The organism is Rubneribacter sp., assembly GCF_965361815.1.
Genome location: NZ_CBDTNW010000033.1, coordinates 1 through 15,061, shown reverse-complemented (window position 1 = coordinate 15,061; position 15,061 = coordinate 1). Strand labels below are relative to the sequence as shown.

Below are 15,061 nucleotides of genomic sequence, written 5' to 3'. Positions count from 1 at the left end.
GGAGCTTCTGCGCATGTCGGTGGCCTCGGCGGGCAACGACCACCGCCTGGGCGCGAACGAGGCGCCGCCGGCCATCATCTCCATGTTTCTGGGCGACGAGCTGGGGGCCATCGTGGACGCGCTCGTGGACGAGCACGAGTACGCCAGCGCCGAGAAGGTGGCCATGGATTTGGGCGTGGCCGTGCTGCCGAGCTTCCTCAAGGACAACACGGACCGCAACCGCACCTCGCCGTTCGCGTTCACGGGCAACAAGTTCGAGTTCCGCATGCCGGGGTCGAACGTGAACCTGTCCGACTGCAACATGGTGCTCAACACCGCCATGGCCAAGAGCCTGAAAGACTTCGCCGACGCCCTCGACGGCGTGCCGGAGGGCGAGTTCGAGGCGGCGGCCATCGCGTATGTGCGCGATACGCTGAGGGCGCATCGCCGCATCATCTTCAATGGCAACGGCTACTCCGACGAATGGCAAAAGGAGGCCGCCCGCCGGGGGCTTGCCAACCATCGCACCACGGCCGATGCGCTGCCGTGCTTCGTGGAGCGCAAGAGCGTGGAGCTGTTCGAGATGTTCGGCGTTCTGAGCGAATCGGAAGCGCAGAGCCGCTACGAGGTGAAGCTGGAGAAGTACAACAAGCTGCTCAACATCGAGGCGCGCACGATGAAGCGCATGGTGCGGCGCACCTACCTGCCCGCGGTGAACGCCTATGCGGCGGAGATCGCCTCCGCGCGGGCGGCCCTTGTGGCGGCGCGCCCGGACGGACCGGTCAGGCAGCAGGAGGCGCTGCTCGACACCTTGCTTGCCGGCATTGATGAAATCGACGTGCAGCTGTGCGCTCTTGACGACGCGCATCGCGGCGTTGAGCAGATAGAGGACCAGCAAAAGCGCGCGGATGCCTACGCTCACGAGGTCATTCCGCTGATGGACAAGCTGCGCGCTGCGGTGGATGCCATGGAGACGGTGACCGACCGCGACCATTGGCCGGTGCCCACCTACAACGACATGCTCTTCTACGTGTAGGCGCCCTGCCAAACGTTTCGCGCTTTGCGTTGGGGAGGCTTCTGCCCCGTGCTCTCCGTGTGGAGCACGGGGCAGTTTGCTAGGTGCGGGAGGCAAACGATGCCGAAGCGGGCGCTGCGGGGTTGTCGCCGGATCCCATGCGGCTGGGCCCGACATTGCTTTTGCCGGGATGCCGCCAGGCGCTGCCGAACCCGCTACGGCCTGCTACGGATCCGCTGCGTTTCGCTACATGGTTTCTTTGATGCGGCGGACAGCTTCGGTCAGGCGCTTGTCGGGCGTGGTGAGCGAGATGCGTATATATCCTTCGCCGCCCGGGCCGTAGCCGCTGCCAGGGGTGACGATGACATGCGCCCGCTCCAGCAGCTTGGTGGCAAACGACGCGGACGTCTCGCCGTCGGGCACCTTCGCCCACACGTAGATGGTGGCCTTCGGCGCGGCGCACTCAAGCCCGATGCCGCGCAGGGCGTCCACCACGAGGTCGCGGCGGCGCTGGTAGAGCGCGCAGAGGTCGGACACGCAGCGCTGGTCGCCGGAAAGCGCGGCGATGCCCGCCTCCTGCACGGCGGTGAACTGACCCGAGTCCAGGTTGTTCTTCACGGTGCCCAGCGCGCGCACGGCCTGCTCGTTGCCGCAGGCGAACGCGATGCGCCAGCCGGTCATGTTGTAGGACTTCGACAGGCTGAAAAACTCGATGCAGCATTCCTTGGCGTGCGGGCGTTCCAAGATGGAAGGCGCGCGGTAGCCGTCGAAGCAGATGTCGCAGTAGGCGTTGTCGTGTGCGAGCAGAAGGTCGTGCTCTTGGCAAAACGCGATGGCGCGGTCGAAGTACCTTTCGGTGGCGCAGGCGCCCGTGGGGTTGTTCGGGTAGCCGAGGAACATGATCTTGGCCTTGGCCAGCACCTCTTCGGGCACGTGGGAGAAGTCGGCCAGGAAGCCGTCCTCCTCGCGCATGGGCATGAAGTAGGTGTTGGCGCTTGCCAGCACGGCGCCGCCCGAATACACGGGGTAGCCGATGGAGGGCGCCAGCACGTAGTCGCCGGGATCCAAAAACGCGGTGTGCAGGTGCGCGATGCCCTCCTTGCTGCCGATGAGCGCGAGCACTTCTGCGGCCGGATCCACCTCCACGCCGAAGCGGCTGCGCATCCATGCGGCGGCCGCCTGGCGAAACGCCGTCGAGCCGGCGTAGTCGGGGTATTGGTGGTTCTTCGGATTGCGGATGGCCTCGGCCATGGCGTCCACGATGTGGGTTGGCGTGGGGGTGTCGGGGTCGCCGATGCCCAGCGAGATCACATCGACGCCGCGCGCGGCGAGCGCGTCGCGTTTTTCGTCTATTTGGGCGAACAGGTAGGGGGCCAAATGGTCGAGGCAGGTGGCGGTTCTCATGGGGATGTTTCCTTTCGTGGTTGGGGCCGGGGTCTGCGGGGCCGGCGGCGCTGGCGGGAGGGGCCGGCGGGATCGGCGAGGCCTGCGGGGCCGACATGCGGCGCCAAAGCCGGCCTGTGGCGTCAGGGTAGCGCGTCTAAGGGGACGCTGCCCGAAAAGCTCTCCTGCGCGGGGCCGGTCATCAGCACGTGCCCGTCGTCGTCCCAGACGATGCGCAGCGTGCCTCCGCGCAAAAGCACGTCGCTTTTGCGCCCCGCGCGCCCGGTCAGGCAGGCCGCCACCGCGGTCGCGCATGCGCCGGTGCCGCACGCCATCGTCTCGCCGCAGCCGCGCTCGAACACGCGCATGGCGATGCCGTCCGGCCCCACTGCGGCGAACTCCACGTTCGTCTTCTCGGGGAAGGCTTCGTGCGTCTCAAAGTACGCGCCGATGCGCTCCACGTCGAATTGGCTCACGTCCTCGTTTTCAAGGAAGCAGACGGCGTGGGGGTTTCCCATCGACACGCAGGTGAAGGTGAAGCTTCCCCAGGGGGATGAAAGCCGAAGCGCGCCTGCGTACGGCTGGCCGTCGGGCGAGGTGGCGTCAGGTGCGGCGCTCACCGGCACGCGGGCGGGGTTGAGCACGGGTTTTCCCATGTCGACGGTGGCGTAGACGAGCTTGCCCGCGTCGTCTGCCTCAAACGTGATGGGCTTGGGGCCTGCGAGGGTGTCGGCCACCAAGCGGTGCGCGCTCGCCTCTGCCAGGCCGCGATCCACCAGGTACTTCGCAAAGCAGCGCACGCCGTTGCCGCACATCTGCGCCAACGTGCCGTCGGCGTTGATGTAGTGCATGTAGGCTGCGCATTCGGGGCGCGTGGAGGGGCGCACCAAAATGACGCCGTCGGCCCCTATGCCGAAGTGCCGGTCGCAAAGGTGCGCCACCTGGCTTGCGGAAAGCTCGACCTCGCAGGCAAGGTCGTTGATCATGACGAAATCGTTGCCCAGCCCGTGCAGCTTGGCGAATTCGAGGGCTCCCTCCACAGGCTCCTCCTTCCTTTTGACTTTCCCACCCATGTTAGCGCGCGAAAGGGCGTTCCCGCCCCCGATTTAACAGAGCTTTTACCTCTGCGGACGCGCAGGCCGCAGGGTTGCGGCGCGGGGGCGGAGCCGCGCCGCGCGGGGGGCAGGGCCGTAGCGCGTGGGGTCGCAGGACTGCGGCGCGCAGCCGCTGCGGGCAGGGGCCTTGACGGGCGCGGGCGGTTGCACCGCGCGGGCCTTGGAAAGCCCCGTCCGGCATCTTGATTTCCGGCAGGCCCCCGTCTATCATGTGCTGGCATGTTTTGGACGGCATCCGGCGAACCGGGAGGAAGCGAGGGAGCGTGAAGAAGGGCCTGCAGACGTTTCCGCACGTCGCAAGCGCGGTTTTCGACGAGGAGCAGACGGACGGCTTCGTGGAGGAGATGCGGTCCATGGCGCTTGGCCTGGTCCTTCAACTGGACGAGGACCCCTCGGGCATGCGCGCGCAGGGGCATGGCGACGCCCTTGCGCCCACCGGGTGCACCTTTCGGCTGGCCCAGCGCTCGGACATCCCGACGATCTGCGACATGCGCTGCGCCCAGTCGGCGGAGTACTGGGAGCTTGCCCCCTCGGCCGACGCACTGCGCCTGTTCCACGCCGAAACGGAGGCGTACCTGAGCCGCACGCTCAACCGCAGCGTGTTCGTGGGGTTGGTGGAGCGCGGGGGAGAGGCGGTTTCCATGTCGGGCTTGGAGGCCGCCGACCGCATGCCCGTCATCAGCGCGCACGGGGGCGCCCAGCGGGCGGCCACGGTGATCGCCTGCTACACGCCGCCTCAGCACCGCGGGAAGGGCTACATGCGGCGCATGCTGGCGGCTTGGACGAGCATGGCCCCCATGCTGGGCCTCGACACGCTCTACATGGAAACGCACAACCACTCGATGCGCCACCTGGCGCTGGCCGCCGGCTACGAGCACGTCTCGGACAAGTTCCGCCTCTCCCTGCCCACCCCCGACGTGTTCCCCCACGGCGGCGATCCGGGCGCCCGCCCGGTGTCGCTGTAGGCGCGACAGACGGCAGGGGGCCGCGCGGCGGGCTCAGCCCAGGGACACGGTTGCGACGGTGCTCACGGGCGCCAGGGGCGATTCAAGCTCCGCCGAGTAGGCCGCCGCTGCCTCCGAGGGGTCCTGTCCGGCCTCGATTGCCGCCATCAGCGACGCCCAGCCCTGCTCGTCGGGGGTGACCAGCCACAGCCCGCCGGCCTCGTCGTCGATGCCGCCGGTGAAGGGGCCCGTCGTGGCGTGCACGGTGATCTGCGTTCCCGACGCCAGCTCCTCGGCCCAGGCCGTCTGCGTCTCCAGCGGCACGTTCGTGGACACGAATCCCTGCAGCGCCGAAAGCAGGGCCCCGGTCTGCGCCGGATCGGAGAAGGCGAGCCTTATCAGGCCCACCATCATCTGCCGGTTGATCGTCTGGCGCATCATGTCCTGCTCAAGCCCGTAGTCTCCGTAGCTCGTCCGGGTGCGGGAGAGCGCCATGGCGCGCCATGGCGTGAGCGTCTGCTCGCCGGCGGCAAACACCTCGTTGGGGTGGTCCTTCGTGTAGAAGCTGTAGTCAAGCGCGTAGGGCAGGTTCACGTCCAGCCCGCCGAAATGCCCGATGATGTTTTGGAATCCGTCGAATCCCACGACCACGTACTGGGTGACCTCCACGCCCGTCACCTCGGACACGGCGGCGCACTGCGCCTCCGGCCCGCTGCTTGTGTACACCTGGTTGAGCTTGTCCGCATGCCCGTCGGCGAACACGTGCTTGGTGTCGCGCGGGACGGTGACGAGGGCGATCTGCCCGCGTTCGAAGTCCAGCCGCATGAGCATCATCAGGTCGGCGTGGCCCGGCGTGTAGTTCTCCCACGCGTCGTCGCCGATGATCAGGATGTACTCGGGCTCGGGTGCCGGGCGCTCGGGTTCGGGCGCGTCGCTGACCGCCGCGCCGTCGAACGCCTTCTGCGCCGACGCCTCCTCCTGGGGCTGGGCATCGGGCTCGGTTCGGGCTGCCGAGCACGAGCACGAGGCCAACAACGCAACCGCGAGCAGCGCCGCTGCGGCCAGTGCCGCCGCGCGCATCCTTGGCGCGACGGACGTTCTTTTTACGAGCATGGTGCGCATGGGCGCCGCCTTTCCTCGTCGGTTTCAAGGTTGGGACGTTCCATGATAGCGCGATGCGGCGCGTTTTGGCGGCAAGACGTTGACGAATAGGGCGCTGTTGCCGTTATAATGACTTCTTTGAGATTTCAACGGAAGGAATACGATGGCATCTACCGGCGCGCCCGCACGCTCCTCGTGGTCGGGCAAATGGGCGTTCATCTTGGCCGCAGCCGCCTCGGCGGTGGGATTGGGCAACATGTGGCGCTTCCCGTACCTGGCCGCCAAATACGGCGGCGGGACGTTTCTCATCACCTATCTGGTCCTGGTGTTCACGTTCGGCGTGTCCATGCTGCTGCTGGAGATAGCGCTTGGCCGCAAGACCGGGCAGTCCACCATCGGCGCGTTCAAGCAGTTCGGCAAAAAGTACGCCTTCATCGGCGTGCTCGCCTCCATCGTGCCCTTCATCATCACGCCGTACTACTGCATCATCGGCGGCTGGGTGGCCAAGTACACGGTGGGCTATCTGGTCGATGGCCCCGAGGCGCTGGCGGCAGACGGGTTTTTCACCGGGTTCATCACGGGCGGGGCGGAGAGCTTCTTGTGGATGTTCCTGTTCATGGCCGTGGTGTACGTGGTGGTTTCGCTGGGCGTGAAGGGCGGCATCGAGAAGGCCAATCTGTTCATGATGCCGGCGCTCATCGTCATGGCGGTGGCCATCGCGGCCTACACGCTCACCATGCCCGGCGCGCTCGACGGCGCGCTGTACTACCTGGTGCCCGACTTCTCCAAGTTCTCTCCGGAGCTGGTCATCGGGGCGCTGGGGCAGATGTTCTACAGCCTGTCGCTGGCCATGGGCATCATGGTCACCTACGGATCCTACCTTGACAAGAAGTCCAGCCTCACCTCCAGCGTGGTGCGCATCGGCGGCTTCGACGTGGGCGTGTCGTTCTTGGCCGGCCTCATGATCGTGCCGGCCGCGTTCGTGGCCATGGGTTCGGGCGAGGCGGTGGCGGCCAACTCCGGCCCGTCGCTCATGTTCGTCATCCTGCCCCAGGTGTTCGGCGACATGGGCACGGCGGCCACCGTGGTGGGCTTCCTGTTCTTTTTGCTGGTGCTGTTCGCGGCCCTGACGAGCGCCATCTCGCTCACCGAAACCTGCGTGTCCATCGTTCAGGACGGCGCGGGCTGGTCGCGCAAAAAGTCGCTGTTTGCAGTGGTGGCGGTGGTGACGGTTGCCGGCGCGTTCGTGAACCTGGGGTACAACGGCCTGTCATTCATCGAGCCTTTGGGCGCGGGCACGTCGCTGCTCGACTTCTTCGACTTCCTGTCGAACTCGGTGATCATGCCCATCGTGGCGTTGCTCACCTGCGTGTTCGTGGGATGGATCATCAAGCCGAAGGCCATCGTGGACGAGGTGGAGCTTTCCGGGCCCTTCCGGGCGTCCGGGTTCTGGACGGTCATGATCAAGTACGTGGCCCCGGTGCTCGTGGTGGTCATCATGGTGGCGTTCGTCGCGCAGACGTTCGGCATCGTCACCTTCTAGCGCAGGCGGCGCGGCGCCTTGCGGGGCGCTTCGGCGGTCTGCTGCGGAGGCGTGTCGTTTGGCCTTGGAGGCCCCTGTGGGCGCTGCGCGCTTGCGGGCCGCCCACGGACGCGCCGGACGCGTCCGTGCCGAGCGCGGCCTCTGCGTGCGCCGTGCGCCTGCGGATCCCCTCCCGCTGCTTCGCATACGCTGCGACCCGCCCTCCCTCGTCGGGGCGGGCGGGTTTTGCTATCATGGTGCGAAACGTTTCGCACCGCTTTGAGAAGGAAGTTCCATGTCGCTTTCCATCGGTATCGTCGGGCTGCCCAACGTGGGCAAGTCCACGCTGTTCACCGCGCTCACCAACAAAGGCGGGCTTGCGGCCAACTATCCGTTCGCCACCATCGAGCCCAACGTGGGCGTGGTGCCCGTGCCCGATTCCCGGCTCGACCGATTGGCCGAGATCGACCATCCGGCGCGCATCGTGCCGGCCACGGTCGAGTTCGTTGACATAGCCGGGCTTGTGGCCGGAGCGTCGCAGGGCGAGGGGCTGGGTAACCAGTTCTTGGCGAACATCCGCGAGACGGACGCCATCTGCGAGGTGGTGCGCTTCTTCGGCGATCCGGACGTGGTCCACGTGGCGGGCCGCGTGGACCCGCAATCCGACGTGGAGACCATCAAGACCGAGCTCATCTTGGCCGACATGGCCACCATAGAAAAGGCGCTGCCTCGCTTGGAGAAGGAGGCCAAGCGCGACAAGGCGGGCGCTGCGAAGGTGGCCGCCGCGCAGAAGGTGCTCGCGGGCCTGAACGAGGGACATCGCGCGCGCACGCTGAACCTGGACGACGACGAGCGTTCGGCCTTGTACGATCTGCACCTGCTCACGATGAAGCCCATGCTCTACATCGCCAACGTGGACGAGGATCAGCTGGACGCCGACCTACCCGAGATCGACGGCTGCGCGCCGGTGCCCATCTCTGCGAAGGTGGAGGCCGACCTGGCCGAGCTCGACCCGGCCGAGGCGCGCGAGTACCTGGAGGCCATAGGCCTTGAGGAGAGCGGCTTGGCGCGCCTGGTGCGCGAGGCGTACAAGCTGCTGGGCCTGCAAAGCTACTTCACCAGCGGCGAGACGGAGACGCGCGCTTGGACCATCCCCGTCGGCGCGAAGGCGCCGCAGGCCGCTGGCGTCATCCACACCGATTTCGAGCGCGGCTTCATCAAGGCCGAGACCGCCTCGTTCGCCGACTACTCTGAGCTGGGCGGCGAGAAAGGCTGCCGCGACGCCGGCAAGCTGCGCCAGGAGGGCAAGGAGTACGTGGTGCAAGACGGCGACGTCATGCACTTCAAGTTCAACGTGTAGGGGAGGGGCCGCAGGCTGTGCCGGCGGGCGGCTGGCCGAACGCCGAGCCGGCGGCCGCAGGTTGCGCCCGAACGGCCGCCGGGTATGCTCGAGCGGCCGCTCGAGCGCGCAGCCTGCGGCCGCCAGGTGCGCCCGAACGGCTGCGGCAACGCGGTTCGGGCCGGATCGGGGCAATTGGCCCGATTGTGACCGGGTCAGCGCGGCTCCGGACTGCTTTCCGCCCCTCTTGCGCGCCTCTGCGCTTTCCGACGTTCCCTCTGCGCCCTTTTCATGCCCCTTTTGCGCCTTCCAGCATCCCTCTTGCGTCTCCCGGCGCCCCCTCTTGCATCCCTTCTGCGCCTCCAGGCGTCCGCAACGGTAAGGAATCAGAAACTTTTCGCTATTCTGTTACTGTATCGTATGCGCAATTGGAGAGTGATGCAAAATGCAGGGGGAGGGAGCAATCTTGGAAGAGATGCTATCGTCTGCGGGTTATATCTTGGAGACGGAGCGCCTGATCCTGCGCGAGATGGTGCAGGGCGACCTCCCCGCGCTCTGCGCCATGCTGCAGGATCCGGAGGTCATGTACGCCTACGAGGGGCCCTTCTCGGACGCGGAGGCGCAGGCGTGGCTCGACGGGCAGCGGACGCGCTACCGTGAGGACGGCGCTTCCTCCTTGACCTAGAGCCGGCTCCAGGGGCTATGATGCGGCGGCAGGCCGGGAGGGATCGAGAGAGAGGAGGCGCCCATGACCGTGGAAACAGGTTTCGGGCAGGAGGTGGGGGTTGAGCCGCTGGGGGAGTTCTTCGCCCGCACGCCGCGGCTGGCGGTGGCGTTCTCGGGCGGGTGCGACTCGTCGTACCTGCTTGCGGCCGCCGTGCGAGCAGGTTGCGAGGTGCGGGCCTACGGGGTGCGTACGGCGTTTCAACCCTCGTTCGAAACGCAGGACGCCCTGCGCCTGGCGCGCGAGCTGGGGGCGGACTTTCAACTCATCGGCGCCGACGTGCTCTCCCGCGCCGACATCTGCGCCAATCCGCCCGACCGCTGCTATAGGTGCAAGACCTTCATCTTCTCCACCATCCTCGAGCATATGGCCAAAGACGGCTTCGGCGTTCTGGCCGACGGCACCAACGCCACCGATGACCCCGCGAACCGCCCCGGCTTCCGCGCGCTTGCGGAGCTGGGCGTGGTGTCTCCTTTGCGTCGAGCCGGCCTGACCAAGGACGGCGTTCGCGCAGCATCGCGCGATTTGGGCCTGTTCACGGCTGGCAAGCCCAGCTTCTCGTGTCTGGCCGTGCACGTGCCCGCCGGCAAGCCCCTCACCGCGGCGTCGCTTGCCCGCGCGGCCCAGGCCCCGGCTGCCCGCGCCGCCGCAGCGGCCCGGCGCGAGGGCGGCTTGGCGTAGGGGAAGGTGTATACTGGCCGATGCCCTGTAACGAACCGGCCCGGACGACCGCCCGAGCGTTCGTCCGCCTTGGAAAGGACCGCCCATGCTTTTGGCGCCGCTTGCGCACGCTGCGCGCACCGACTACGCATCCGACCGATTCAGGAAAGCCTATGCCTTCCTGGAGCGCGAGGACTTGTCCGCGCTGCCGCTCGGCCGCACCGACATCGACGGCGACGAGGTGTTCGCCCTCGTCAGCGAGTACGACACCGCTCCCGCGCCCGATCTGAGGATGGAGGCGCATCGCCGCTACTGCGACATCCACTGCATGGTGTCGGGCGAGGAGCTGATCCAGTACGCCCCGCTCGAGGGCCTCATAGAGATAGGGTCCTTCGACGAGGAGGCGGACGGCGGCAGGTACGGCACGCCCCCGTGGTGCAGCAGCATCGTTCTGCGCGCCGGGCAGCTGGCCGTGTTCGCCCCCGGGGACGCCCACAAGCCGGGCTGCTCGTTCGGCGCGGCGAAGCCGGTGCGCAAGGTGGTCGTGAAGGTGCTGGCCTAGCCGGTTCGGAAAACGGCCGCCTGGTTGCGCGGGCGTCGGGCCCTGGTGGCAGGGCGGGGCCTCTATCGCGCCTCGGCGAGCCTTCGGAGCAGCCCGCGCACCTCCGCGCTGTCCCTGAGGGCGAAGCGCGCGCGGGTGGGGCCGTTCCCCACGTGCACGGTCCATGCCTCCTTGGGCGCCGCGCCGAACATGTCCTCGTCGGTGAGATCGTCCCCGGCGACCAGAAGGAACCCGAACGCGGGGTCGCGCAGCCATCGCTTGGTCGCGGCCCCCTTGTCCACGCCCTGCGGCCGCATCTCGAGCACCTTGCTCCCTTCCAAAAGCGAGAGCCCCTGCGCGGACGGAAGGTCGTCAAGGGCGTTCTTGGCTTCGATGACGCGCCGTTCCGCCAGCTCCTGGCTGCAGGTGCGGTAGTGCCAGGCGATGGAGAAGTCCTTCTCCTCCAGAAACGATCCGGGGGTCCTGTCCACGAACTCCGCCAAAACGGCGCGCACCTCGTCTTTCCAGGAGGTTTCGAGCGGTTTGAGCAGGGTCCAGGAGGGCCGTGCGGCCGCAAGGTGCCTGGCCGCCGCCGGAGGGAGCGCGCGCATCCACGCGCCATGCTCGGCCACCAGGTTGACGGGCAGCCGTCCAAGCCACGCCTCCAGCGTCGATCGCTTGCGTCCGGAAACCACCACCACGTCGTTTCCCTCGCGCTCGCCCAGACGGCGCAGCAGCTCCAGCAGCTCCTCGTCGGGAAAGGCTTGGGCGGGGTCGCCCGTCAAAGGCGCGAGCGTGCCGTCGTAGTCGAGCAAAAGGGCTCGGCGCGGCGCCTTCTTGAACGCCTCGACCAGGCGCGAGACCGGCTTTGGGCCCAAAAGGCGCGCGCTCAGCCCCGCTTGCCTCCTCTTGACGTCGCGCATCGCGCCCAAAAACTCGCTCGCCCACATCTGCGAGGTGTAGCGCGCAAGGCGGCGCTGCATGGGGGCGTTGCGGCGGCGCTGCTCGCCTTCGGGCATCGTGAGGGCGAGCAGCATGGCGTCGGCCGTCGCGCCCCGGTCGAAGGGGTTCACGAGAACGGCCTCGTGCAGCTCGTAGGCGGCTCCCGCCATCTCGGAGAGCACGAGCACCCCCGTCCCGTCGTCGTGGCAGGCTAGGTACTCTTTGCACACCAGGTTCATGCCGTCGCGCAGCGGGGTGACCAGCATGACGTCGCTGGCGGCGTACAGGCCGATCAGCCGGTCGAAGGGCAGCGCGCGGTAATAGTAGTCGACCGGCGTCCAGCCCAAGGTGGCATGCTTTCCGTTCACCTGCCCCACCAGCTCGTCGATGCGCTTCTTGAGGGCGCGGTAAGAGGGCACGTTCTCGCGCGAGGGGACCGTGACCAACGTCAGCGTCACGCGGCCCTTCCATTCGGGGTGGCGGTCGAGGAACGTGTCGAAGGCCAGAAGGCGCTCCGGGATGCCCTTGGAGTAGTCGAGCCGCTCCACCGAGAGCATGGTCTTGCAGCCGGCACGGCCCTTTTCGCCGTCGCGCTCCTTCCCTCCGCAGCGGATCCGCAGGCCGCGCGCGGCGTGGCGGAAGCGCTCGTAGTCGATGCCGAGGGGGAACGCGTCGGCGCGCGCGAGGCGCCCGTCCGCCGCGATGGTCCCGCTCGCGTTCTCCACGCCGGCAATGCGCCTGCAGCTTGAGAGGAAATGGCGGACGTAGTCGTAGGCGTGGAACCCTATGAGGTCGGCCCCCAGCATGCCGCGCAGGATCTCCTCGCGCCATGGGGCCATGCGGAACGTCTCGTAATCGGGGAAAGGTATGTGCAGGAAGAACCCGATGGCCGCGTCGGGCAGCGCCTCCCGCAGGAGCGAGGGGAGCAGCATGAGGTGGTAGTCCTGCACCCACACGGCGTCATCGGGCCGCACCTCGGCCAGCACCGCGTCGCGGAAGCGCTCGTTCACGCGGACATAGGCGGCCCAGTCGTCCTCGTCGAACATGGCGAATTGGGGGAATCCGTGGAACAGCGGCCAGACGGCCGAGTTGGAAAGCCCCTCGTAGTACCGCTCGTAGTCGTTGGGATCTAGGAGCACGCTGCGGCAGGAGCGCGCCGTCAGGGCGTTTTCCAGGCGCTTCCGTTCCCGGCGGGAGGCGCTCTCAAGGCCCTCTGCGCATCCGATCCACAGGTTGCCCTCCCGCTCGTGCAAAGGCCCCAACCCCGTGGCAAGGCCGCCCACGTTGCGCACGGCGCGCAGGCCCCCCTTCCCGTCGTCTTCCATTCGAAGCGGCAGCCGGTTGGACACGATGACGACGCGCCCCTTAGCGTCTGCGCCGGGGGAGGGAGATGCGGCGTTGCGGGGCGCCTTTGCGTTGTCATGCGTCATGGGGTCACCTTCTCTATCGGTGCTCGTCATTGTAGGCGAGAGCCGAGGGGTCTTCGTTTCGCCTGCGGCTCCGTTGCGGCCCCGTAGCATTGCCGTGACCGTTTCGTCCGCCCGCCGCGCGCCTCTTCGGAGCCGACGTTTCGGATGCGTGGCGGTTCTTCGAAGCGACGCGCCCGGCGCCTTTGGGAGCGCCCCGTCGTGGTAAGATTGCACGGAGCACCCAAGCACTGCAAGAAGGACGGACATGCACACCTACGTAGCCCATTACTCCTCGCCGGCGGCCTCGGACGTGCGGGCGAAGGGTTTGTTCGAGTTCGAGAGCGCCTCCCGCGCGGGAACGAAGGGCAACCAGCGCGACGCGCGGCTGAAGATGCTCGAGCTTTACGGGAAGGACGCCGTGTCGTGGAGCATCGTGCGCGTGGAGCGCAAAAAGGCCGCCGCAACGGCGTGCGACGAGCAGTTGGAGATGGATTTTCGCGCCCCGAAGCCCGAGCGCAAGCGGGCGAAGAGGAAGGAATGGTGGTAGCCGTCTTGTCCGACGGCCCGACCCGTTAAGGAGCATCATGAAGAAAAACCAGGTGAAGTACCTGAAAAACCTGTTGGAAACTCCGTCTGCGACCGGCACCGAAACGGCGGTGGCCGCCTTGGTGCGCAAGCGCTTGGCCAACACCGCCGACGAGATAGAGACCGACGTCATGGGTTCGGTCCACGCGCGCCTTTCCGGGCGCGGCGCGGGACCCTGCCTCATGCTTTCGGCCCACATGGACGAGATCGGCCTCATGGTCACCTACATCTCCGACGAGGGGTTCCTCTCCGTCGCCGCCGTGGGCGGCGTGGACGCGGCCATCCTGCCCGGCCTGCGGGTGGACGTGCACGCCTCCAACGCTTTCAAGCCCCTGCGCGGCGTGGTGGGGCGCAAGCCCATCCACCTCATCGACGCCGACGAGCGCAAAAAAGTCACGCCCATCGACCAGCTGGTGATCGACGTGGGCCTGCCCGCCAAGAAGGTGAGGAAGCTCGTCTGCGTGGGCGACGTCGTCACCTTCGGCGTGGGCTTCGAGCGTTTCGGCAAGGGCATGGCCGTCTCGCGCGCCTTCGACGACAAGGCCGGCGTGTGGGTGGCCACGCGCGCGATGGAGGAGCTGGCGCGGGCCGGCCGCGCGCAGGGCGACTTCGTGGTGGCGGCCACGGTGCAGGAGGAGATCGGCGTGCGCGGAGCCACCACGTCCGCCTACGGCGTGCGTCCCGACGTGGCCGTGGCGTTCGACGTGACGCACGCCACCGACTACCCGGGCATCTCCCAGGCGAAGTTCGGCAGGATCGTCTGCGGCCAGGGCCCTGTCATCGCGCGCGGCCCCAATATCAACCCCGAGGTGTTCGAGCGGCTGGTGGCCGCCGCCAAGGCCGAGGGCGTTCCCTACCAGGTGGAGGCCGAACCCGCCGTCACCGGCACCGACGCGCGCGCCATCCAGGTGACGCGCGGCGGCATACCCACGGGGCTTGTGTCCGTGCCGCTTCGCTACATGCACACGCCCACCGAGGTGGTGTGCCTGTCCGACTTGGAGGCCACGGTGCGCTTGCTCGTGCGTTTCGCGCTGGATTTGGGCGAGGGCGCCAGCTTCGTTCCGGGCATGGGCGGCGTGGCGAGCGACGCGCCTGCGGACGCGGAGTAGGGGAGCGCGCCGCCATGGGACGCGAGGCCATCACCATAGCGAAGAACCGCAAGGCGCTGCACGAGTACGAAGTGCTCGAGACGTTGGAGGCGGGCATCGAGCTGACGGGCACCGAAGTGCGCTCGCTGCGCGAGAGCCACTGCCAGCTGACCGACTGCTTCGCCCTTGTGAGGAACGGGGAGGTATGGCTGCACAACGTGCATATCCCGCCGTACTCGCACGGCAACATCGCCAACGTGGACCCCGACCGCAAGCGCAGGCTGCTCCTGCACAAAAAGGAGATCCGCCGCCTGCAGGAGCAGGTCAGGGAGAAGGGCATGGCCCTCGTGCCCCTGAAGATGTATTTCAAGGAGAACGCGCTTGTGAAGGTGGAGCTGGCCGTCGCGCGCGGCAAGAAGCTCTACGACAAGCGCGCCAGCATGGCGGCGCGCGACTCCAAGCGCGAGGTGGAGCGCGCTTTGAAGGAGCGCAGCCGCTAGGACAAGCGGCCGGCGCCGGCCTCGCGCCGCGCGCCGGCTCCGTGGCAGCGAACGGGAGGCCATCATGGACGAGGAGCAGAGGCTCGAGGAGCTGGAAGAGGTCGAGGAATTGGAAGAGGTCGAGGAGCCGGAGGCGTCGGAAGACGACGTCCGGGCAGAGGACGAGGACTACGAGCTGGTGGAGCTTGAGCTTGACGAGGACGACATCGTGCGT

General features: G+C 67.6%; 13 protein-coding genes and 1 pseudogene. 10 read left to right on the top strand and 4 right to left on the bottom strand.

All coding sequences use genetic code 11. The annotated features are described in order from the left end of the window. Positions 1-1,015: pseudogene (locus ACWKY3_RS01910) on the top strand (glutamine synthetase type III); the annotation flags it as partial. A 225-nt stretch (positions 1,016-1,240) separates the two neighbouring features. Here ACWKY3_RS01910 and ACWKY3_RS01905 read toward each other — a convergent pair. Beyond that, positions 1,241-2,398, bottom strand: coding sequence for an LL-diaminopimelate aminotransferase (locus tag ACWKY3_RS01905; protein WP_449314738.1), 1,158 nt, complete (start codon positions 2,396-2,398; stop codon positions 1,241-1,243). A 122-nt stretch (positions 2,399-2,520) separates the two neighbouring features. Beyond that, on the bottom strand, positions 2,521-3,417 hold the full coding sequence (gene dapF, locus ACWKY3_RS01900) for a diaminopimelate epimerase (RefSeq protein ID WP_449314737.1): 897 nt from the start codon (positions 3,415-3,417) through the stop codon (positions 2,521-2,523). A gap of 338 nt (positions 3,418-3,755) precedes the next feature. Here dapF and ACWKY3_RS01895 point away from each other — a divergent pair, with 338 nt between their 5' ends. Next, on the top strand, positions 3,756-4,457 hold the full coding sequence (locus ACWKY3_RS01895; protein ID WP_449314736.1) for a GNAT family N-acetyltransferase: 702 nt from the start codon (positions 3,756-3,758) through the stop codon (positions 4,455-4,457). A gap of 33 nt (positions 4,458-4,490) precedes the next feature. Here ACWKY3_RS01895 and ACWKY3_RS01890 read toward each other — a convergent pair whose 3' ends face one another. Continuing rightward, positions 4,491-5,558 carry an LCP family protein gene (locus ACWKY3_RS01890; protein WP_449314735.1) on the bottom strand — a complete coding sequence of 356 codons (1,068 nt, stop codon included), beginning with the start codon at positions 5,556-5,558 and terminating at the stop codon, positions 4,491-4,493. 142 nt (positions 5,559-5,700) lie between these two features. Here ACWKY3_RS01890 and ACWKY3_RS01885 point away from each other — a divergent pair, with 142 nt between their 5' ends. The 5 genes from ACWKY3_RS01885 to ACWKY3_RS01865 all read left to right on the top strand — a co-directional run bounded on the left by ACWKY3_RS01885 (position 5,701) and on the right by ACWKY3_RS01865 (position 10,344). Beyond that, the gene (locus ACWKY3_RS01885) at positions 5,701-7,080 is read left to right on the top strand and encodes a sodium-dependent transporter (protein ID WP_449314734.1); all 1,380 of its coding nucleotides are present in this window, start codon (positions 5,701-5,703) and stop codon (positions 7,078-7,080) included. A 274-nt stretch (positions 7,081-7,354) separates the two neighbouring features. Further along, complete coding sequence (gene ychF / locus ACWKY3_RS01880; RefSeq protein WP_449314733.1) at positions 7,355-8,419, top strand: redox-regulated ATPase YchF; 1,065 nt, start codon at positions 7,355-7,357, stop codon at positions 8,417-8,419. 454 nt (positions 8,420-8,873) lie between these two features. Further along, a complete protein-coding gene (locus tag ACWKY3_RS01875; RefSeq protein WP_449314739.1) occupies positions 8,874-9,083 on the top strand; it encodes a GNAT family N-acetyltransferase in 210 nt (69 codons plus the stop codon). Between the two features lie 63 nt (positions 9,084-9,146). After that, a complete protein-coding gene (locus ACWKY3_RS01870) occupies positions 9,147-9,803 on the top strand; it encodes an ExsB family transcriptional regulator (RefSeq protein WP_449314732.1) in 657 nt (218 codons plus the stop codon). Between the two features lie 85 nt (positions 9,804-9,888). Continuing rightward, a complete protein-coding gene (locus ACWKY3_RS01865) occupies positions 9,889-10,344 on the top strand; it encodes a YhcH/YjgK/YiaL family protein (protein ID WP_449314731.1) in 456 nt (151 codons plus the stop codon). 62 nt (positions 10,345-10,406) lie between these two features. Here the strand turns inward: ACWKY3_RS01865 and ACWKY3_RS01860 are convergent, their stop codons facing one another. Next, positions 10,407-12,695: a bifunctional alpha,alpha-trehalose-phosphate synthase (UDP-forming)/trehalose-phosphatase gene (locus ACWKY3_RS01860; RefSeq protein ID WP_449314730.1), complete on the bottom strand. Its 2,289-nt coding sequence runs from the start codon at positions 12,693-12,695 to the stop codon at positions 10,407-10,409. 244 nt (positions 12,696-12,939) lie between these two features. Between ACWKY3_RS01860 and ACWKY3_RS01855 the strand changes: the two genes are divergently transcribed. The 3 genes from ACWKY3_RS01855 to smpB are packed head-to-tail and all read left to right on the top strand — an operon-like array spanning position 12,940 to position 14,847. Further along, positions 12,940-13,221, top strand: coding sequence for a hypothetical protein (locus ACWKY3_RS01855; RefSeq protein WP_449314729.1), 282 nt, complete (start codon positions 12,940-12,942; stop codon positions 13,219-13,221). Between the two features lie 37 nt (positions 13,222-13,258). Next, positions 13,259-14,368 carry a M42 family metallopeptidase gene (locus ACWKY3_RS01850; protein WP_449314728.1) on the top strand — a complete coding sequence of 370 codons (1,110 nt, stop codon included), beginning with the start codon at positions 13,259-13,261 and terminating at the stop codon, positions 14,366-14,368. Between the two features lie 14 nt (positions 14,369-14,382). After that, positions 14,383-14,847 carry an SsrA-binding protein SmpB gene (smpB, locus tag ACWKY3_RS01845; RefSeq protein WP_449314727.1) on the top strand — a complete coding sequence of 155 codons (465 nt, stop codon included), beginning with the start codon at positions 14,383-14,385 and terminating at the stop codon, positions 14,845-14,847. Positions 14,848-15,061: the final 214 nt, after the last annotated feature.

Coding starts and splice junctions, on each gene's coding strand:
- ACWKY3_RS01890 (WP_449314735.1), bottom strand. CDS start 5,558: ATGCGCACCATGCTCGTAAAAAGAACGTCCGTCGCGCCAAGGATGCGC.
- ACWKY3_RS01885 (WP_449314734.1), top strand. CDS start 5,701: ATGGCATCTACCGGCGCGCCCGCACGCTCCTCGTGGTCGGGCAAATGG.
- ACWKY3_RS01860 (WP_449314730.1), bottom strand. CDS start 12,695: ATGACGCATGACAACGCAAAGGCGCCCCGCAACGCCGCATCTCCCTCC.
- smpB (WP_449314727.1), top strand. CDS start 14,383: ATGGGACGCGAGGCCATCACCATAGCGAAGAACCGCAAGGCGCTGCAC.
- ACWKY3_RS01850 (WP_449314728.1), top strand. CDS start 13,259: ATGAAGAAAAACCAGGTGAAGTACCTGAAAAACCTGTTGGAAACTCCG.
- ACWKY3_RS01875 (WP_449314739.1), top strand. CDS start 8,874: ATGCTATCGTCTGCGGGTTATATCTTGGAGACGGAGCGCCTGATCCTG.
- ACWKY3_RS01865 (WP_449314731.1), top strand. CDS start 9,889: ATGCTTTTGGCGCCGCTTGCGCACGCTGCGCGCACCGACTACGCATCC.
- ychF (WP_449314733.1), top strand. CDS start 7,355: ATGTCGCTTTCCATCGGTATCGTCGGGCTGCCCAACGTGGGCAAGTCC.
- ACWKY3_RS01905 (WP_449314738.1), bottom strand. CDS start 2,398: ATGAGAACCGCCACCTGCCTCGACCATTTGGCCCCCTACCTGTTCGCC.
- ACWKY3_RS01855 (WP_449314729.1), top strand. CDS start 12,940: ATGCACACCTACGTAGCCCATTACTCCTCGCCGGCGGCCTCGGACGTG.
- ACWKY3_RS01870 (WP_449314732.1), top strand. CDS start 9,147: ATGACCGTGGAAACAGGTTTCGGGCAGGAGGTGGGGGTTGAGCCGCTG.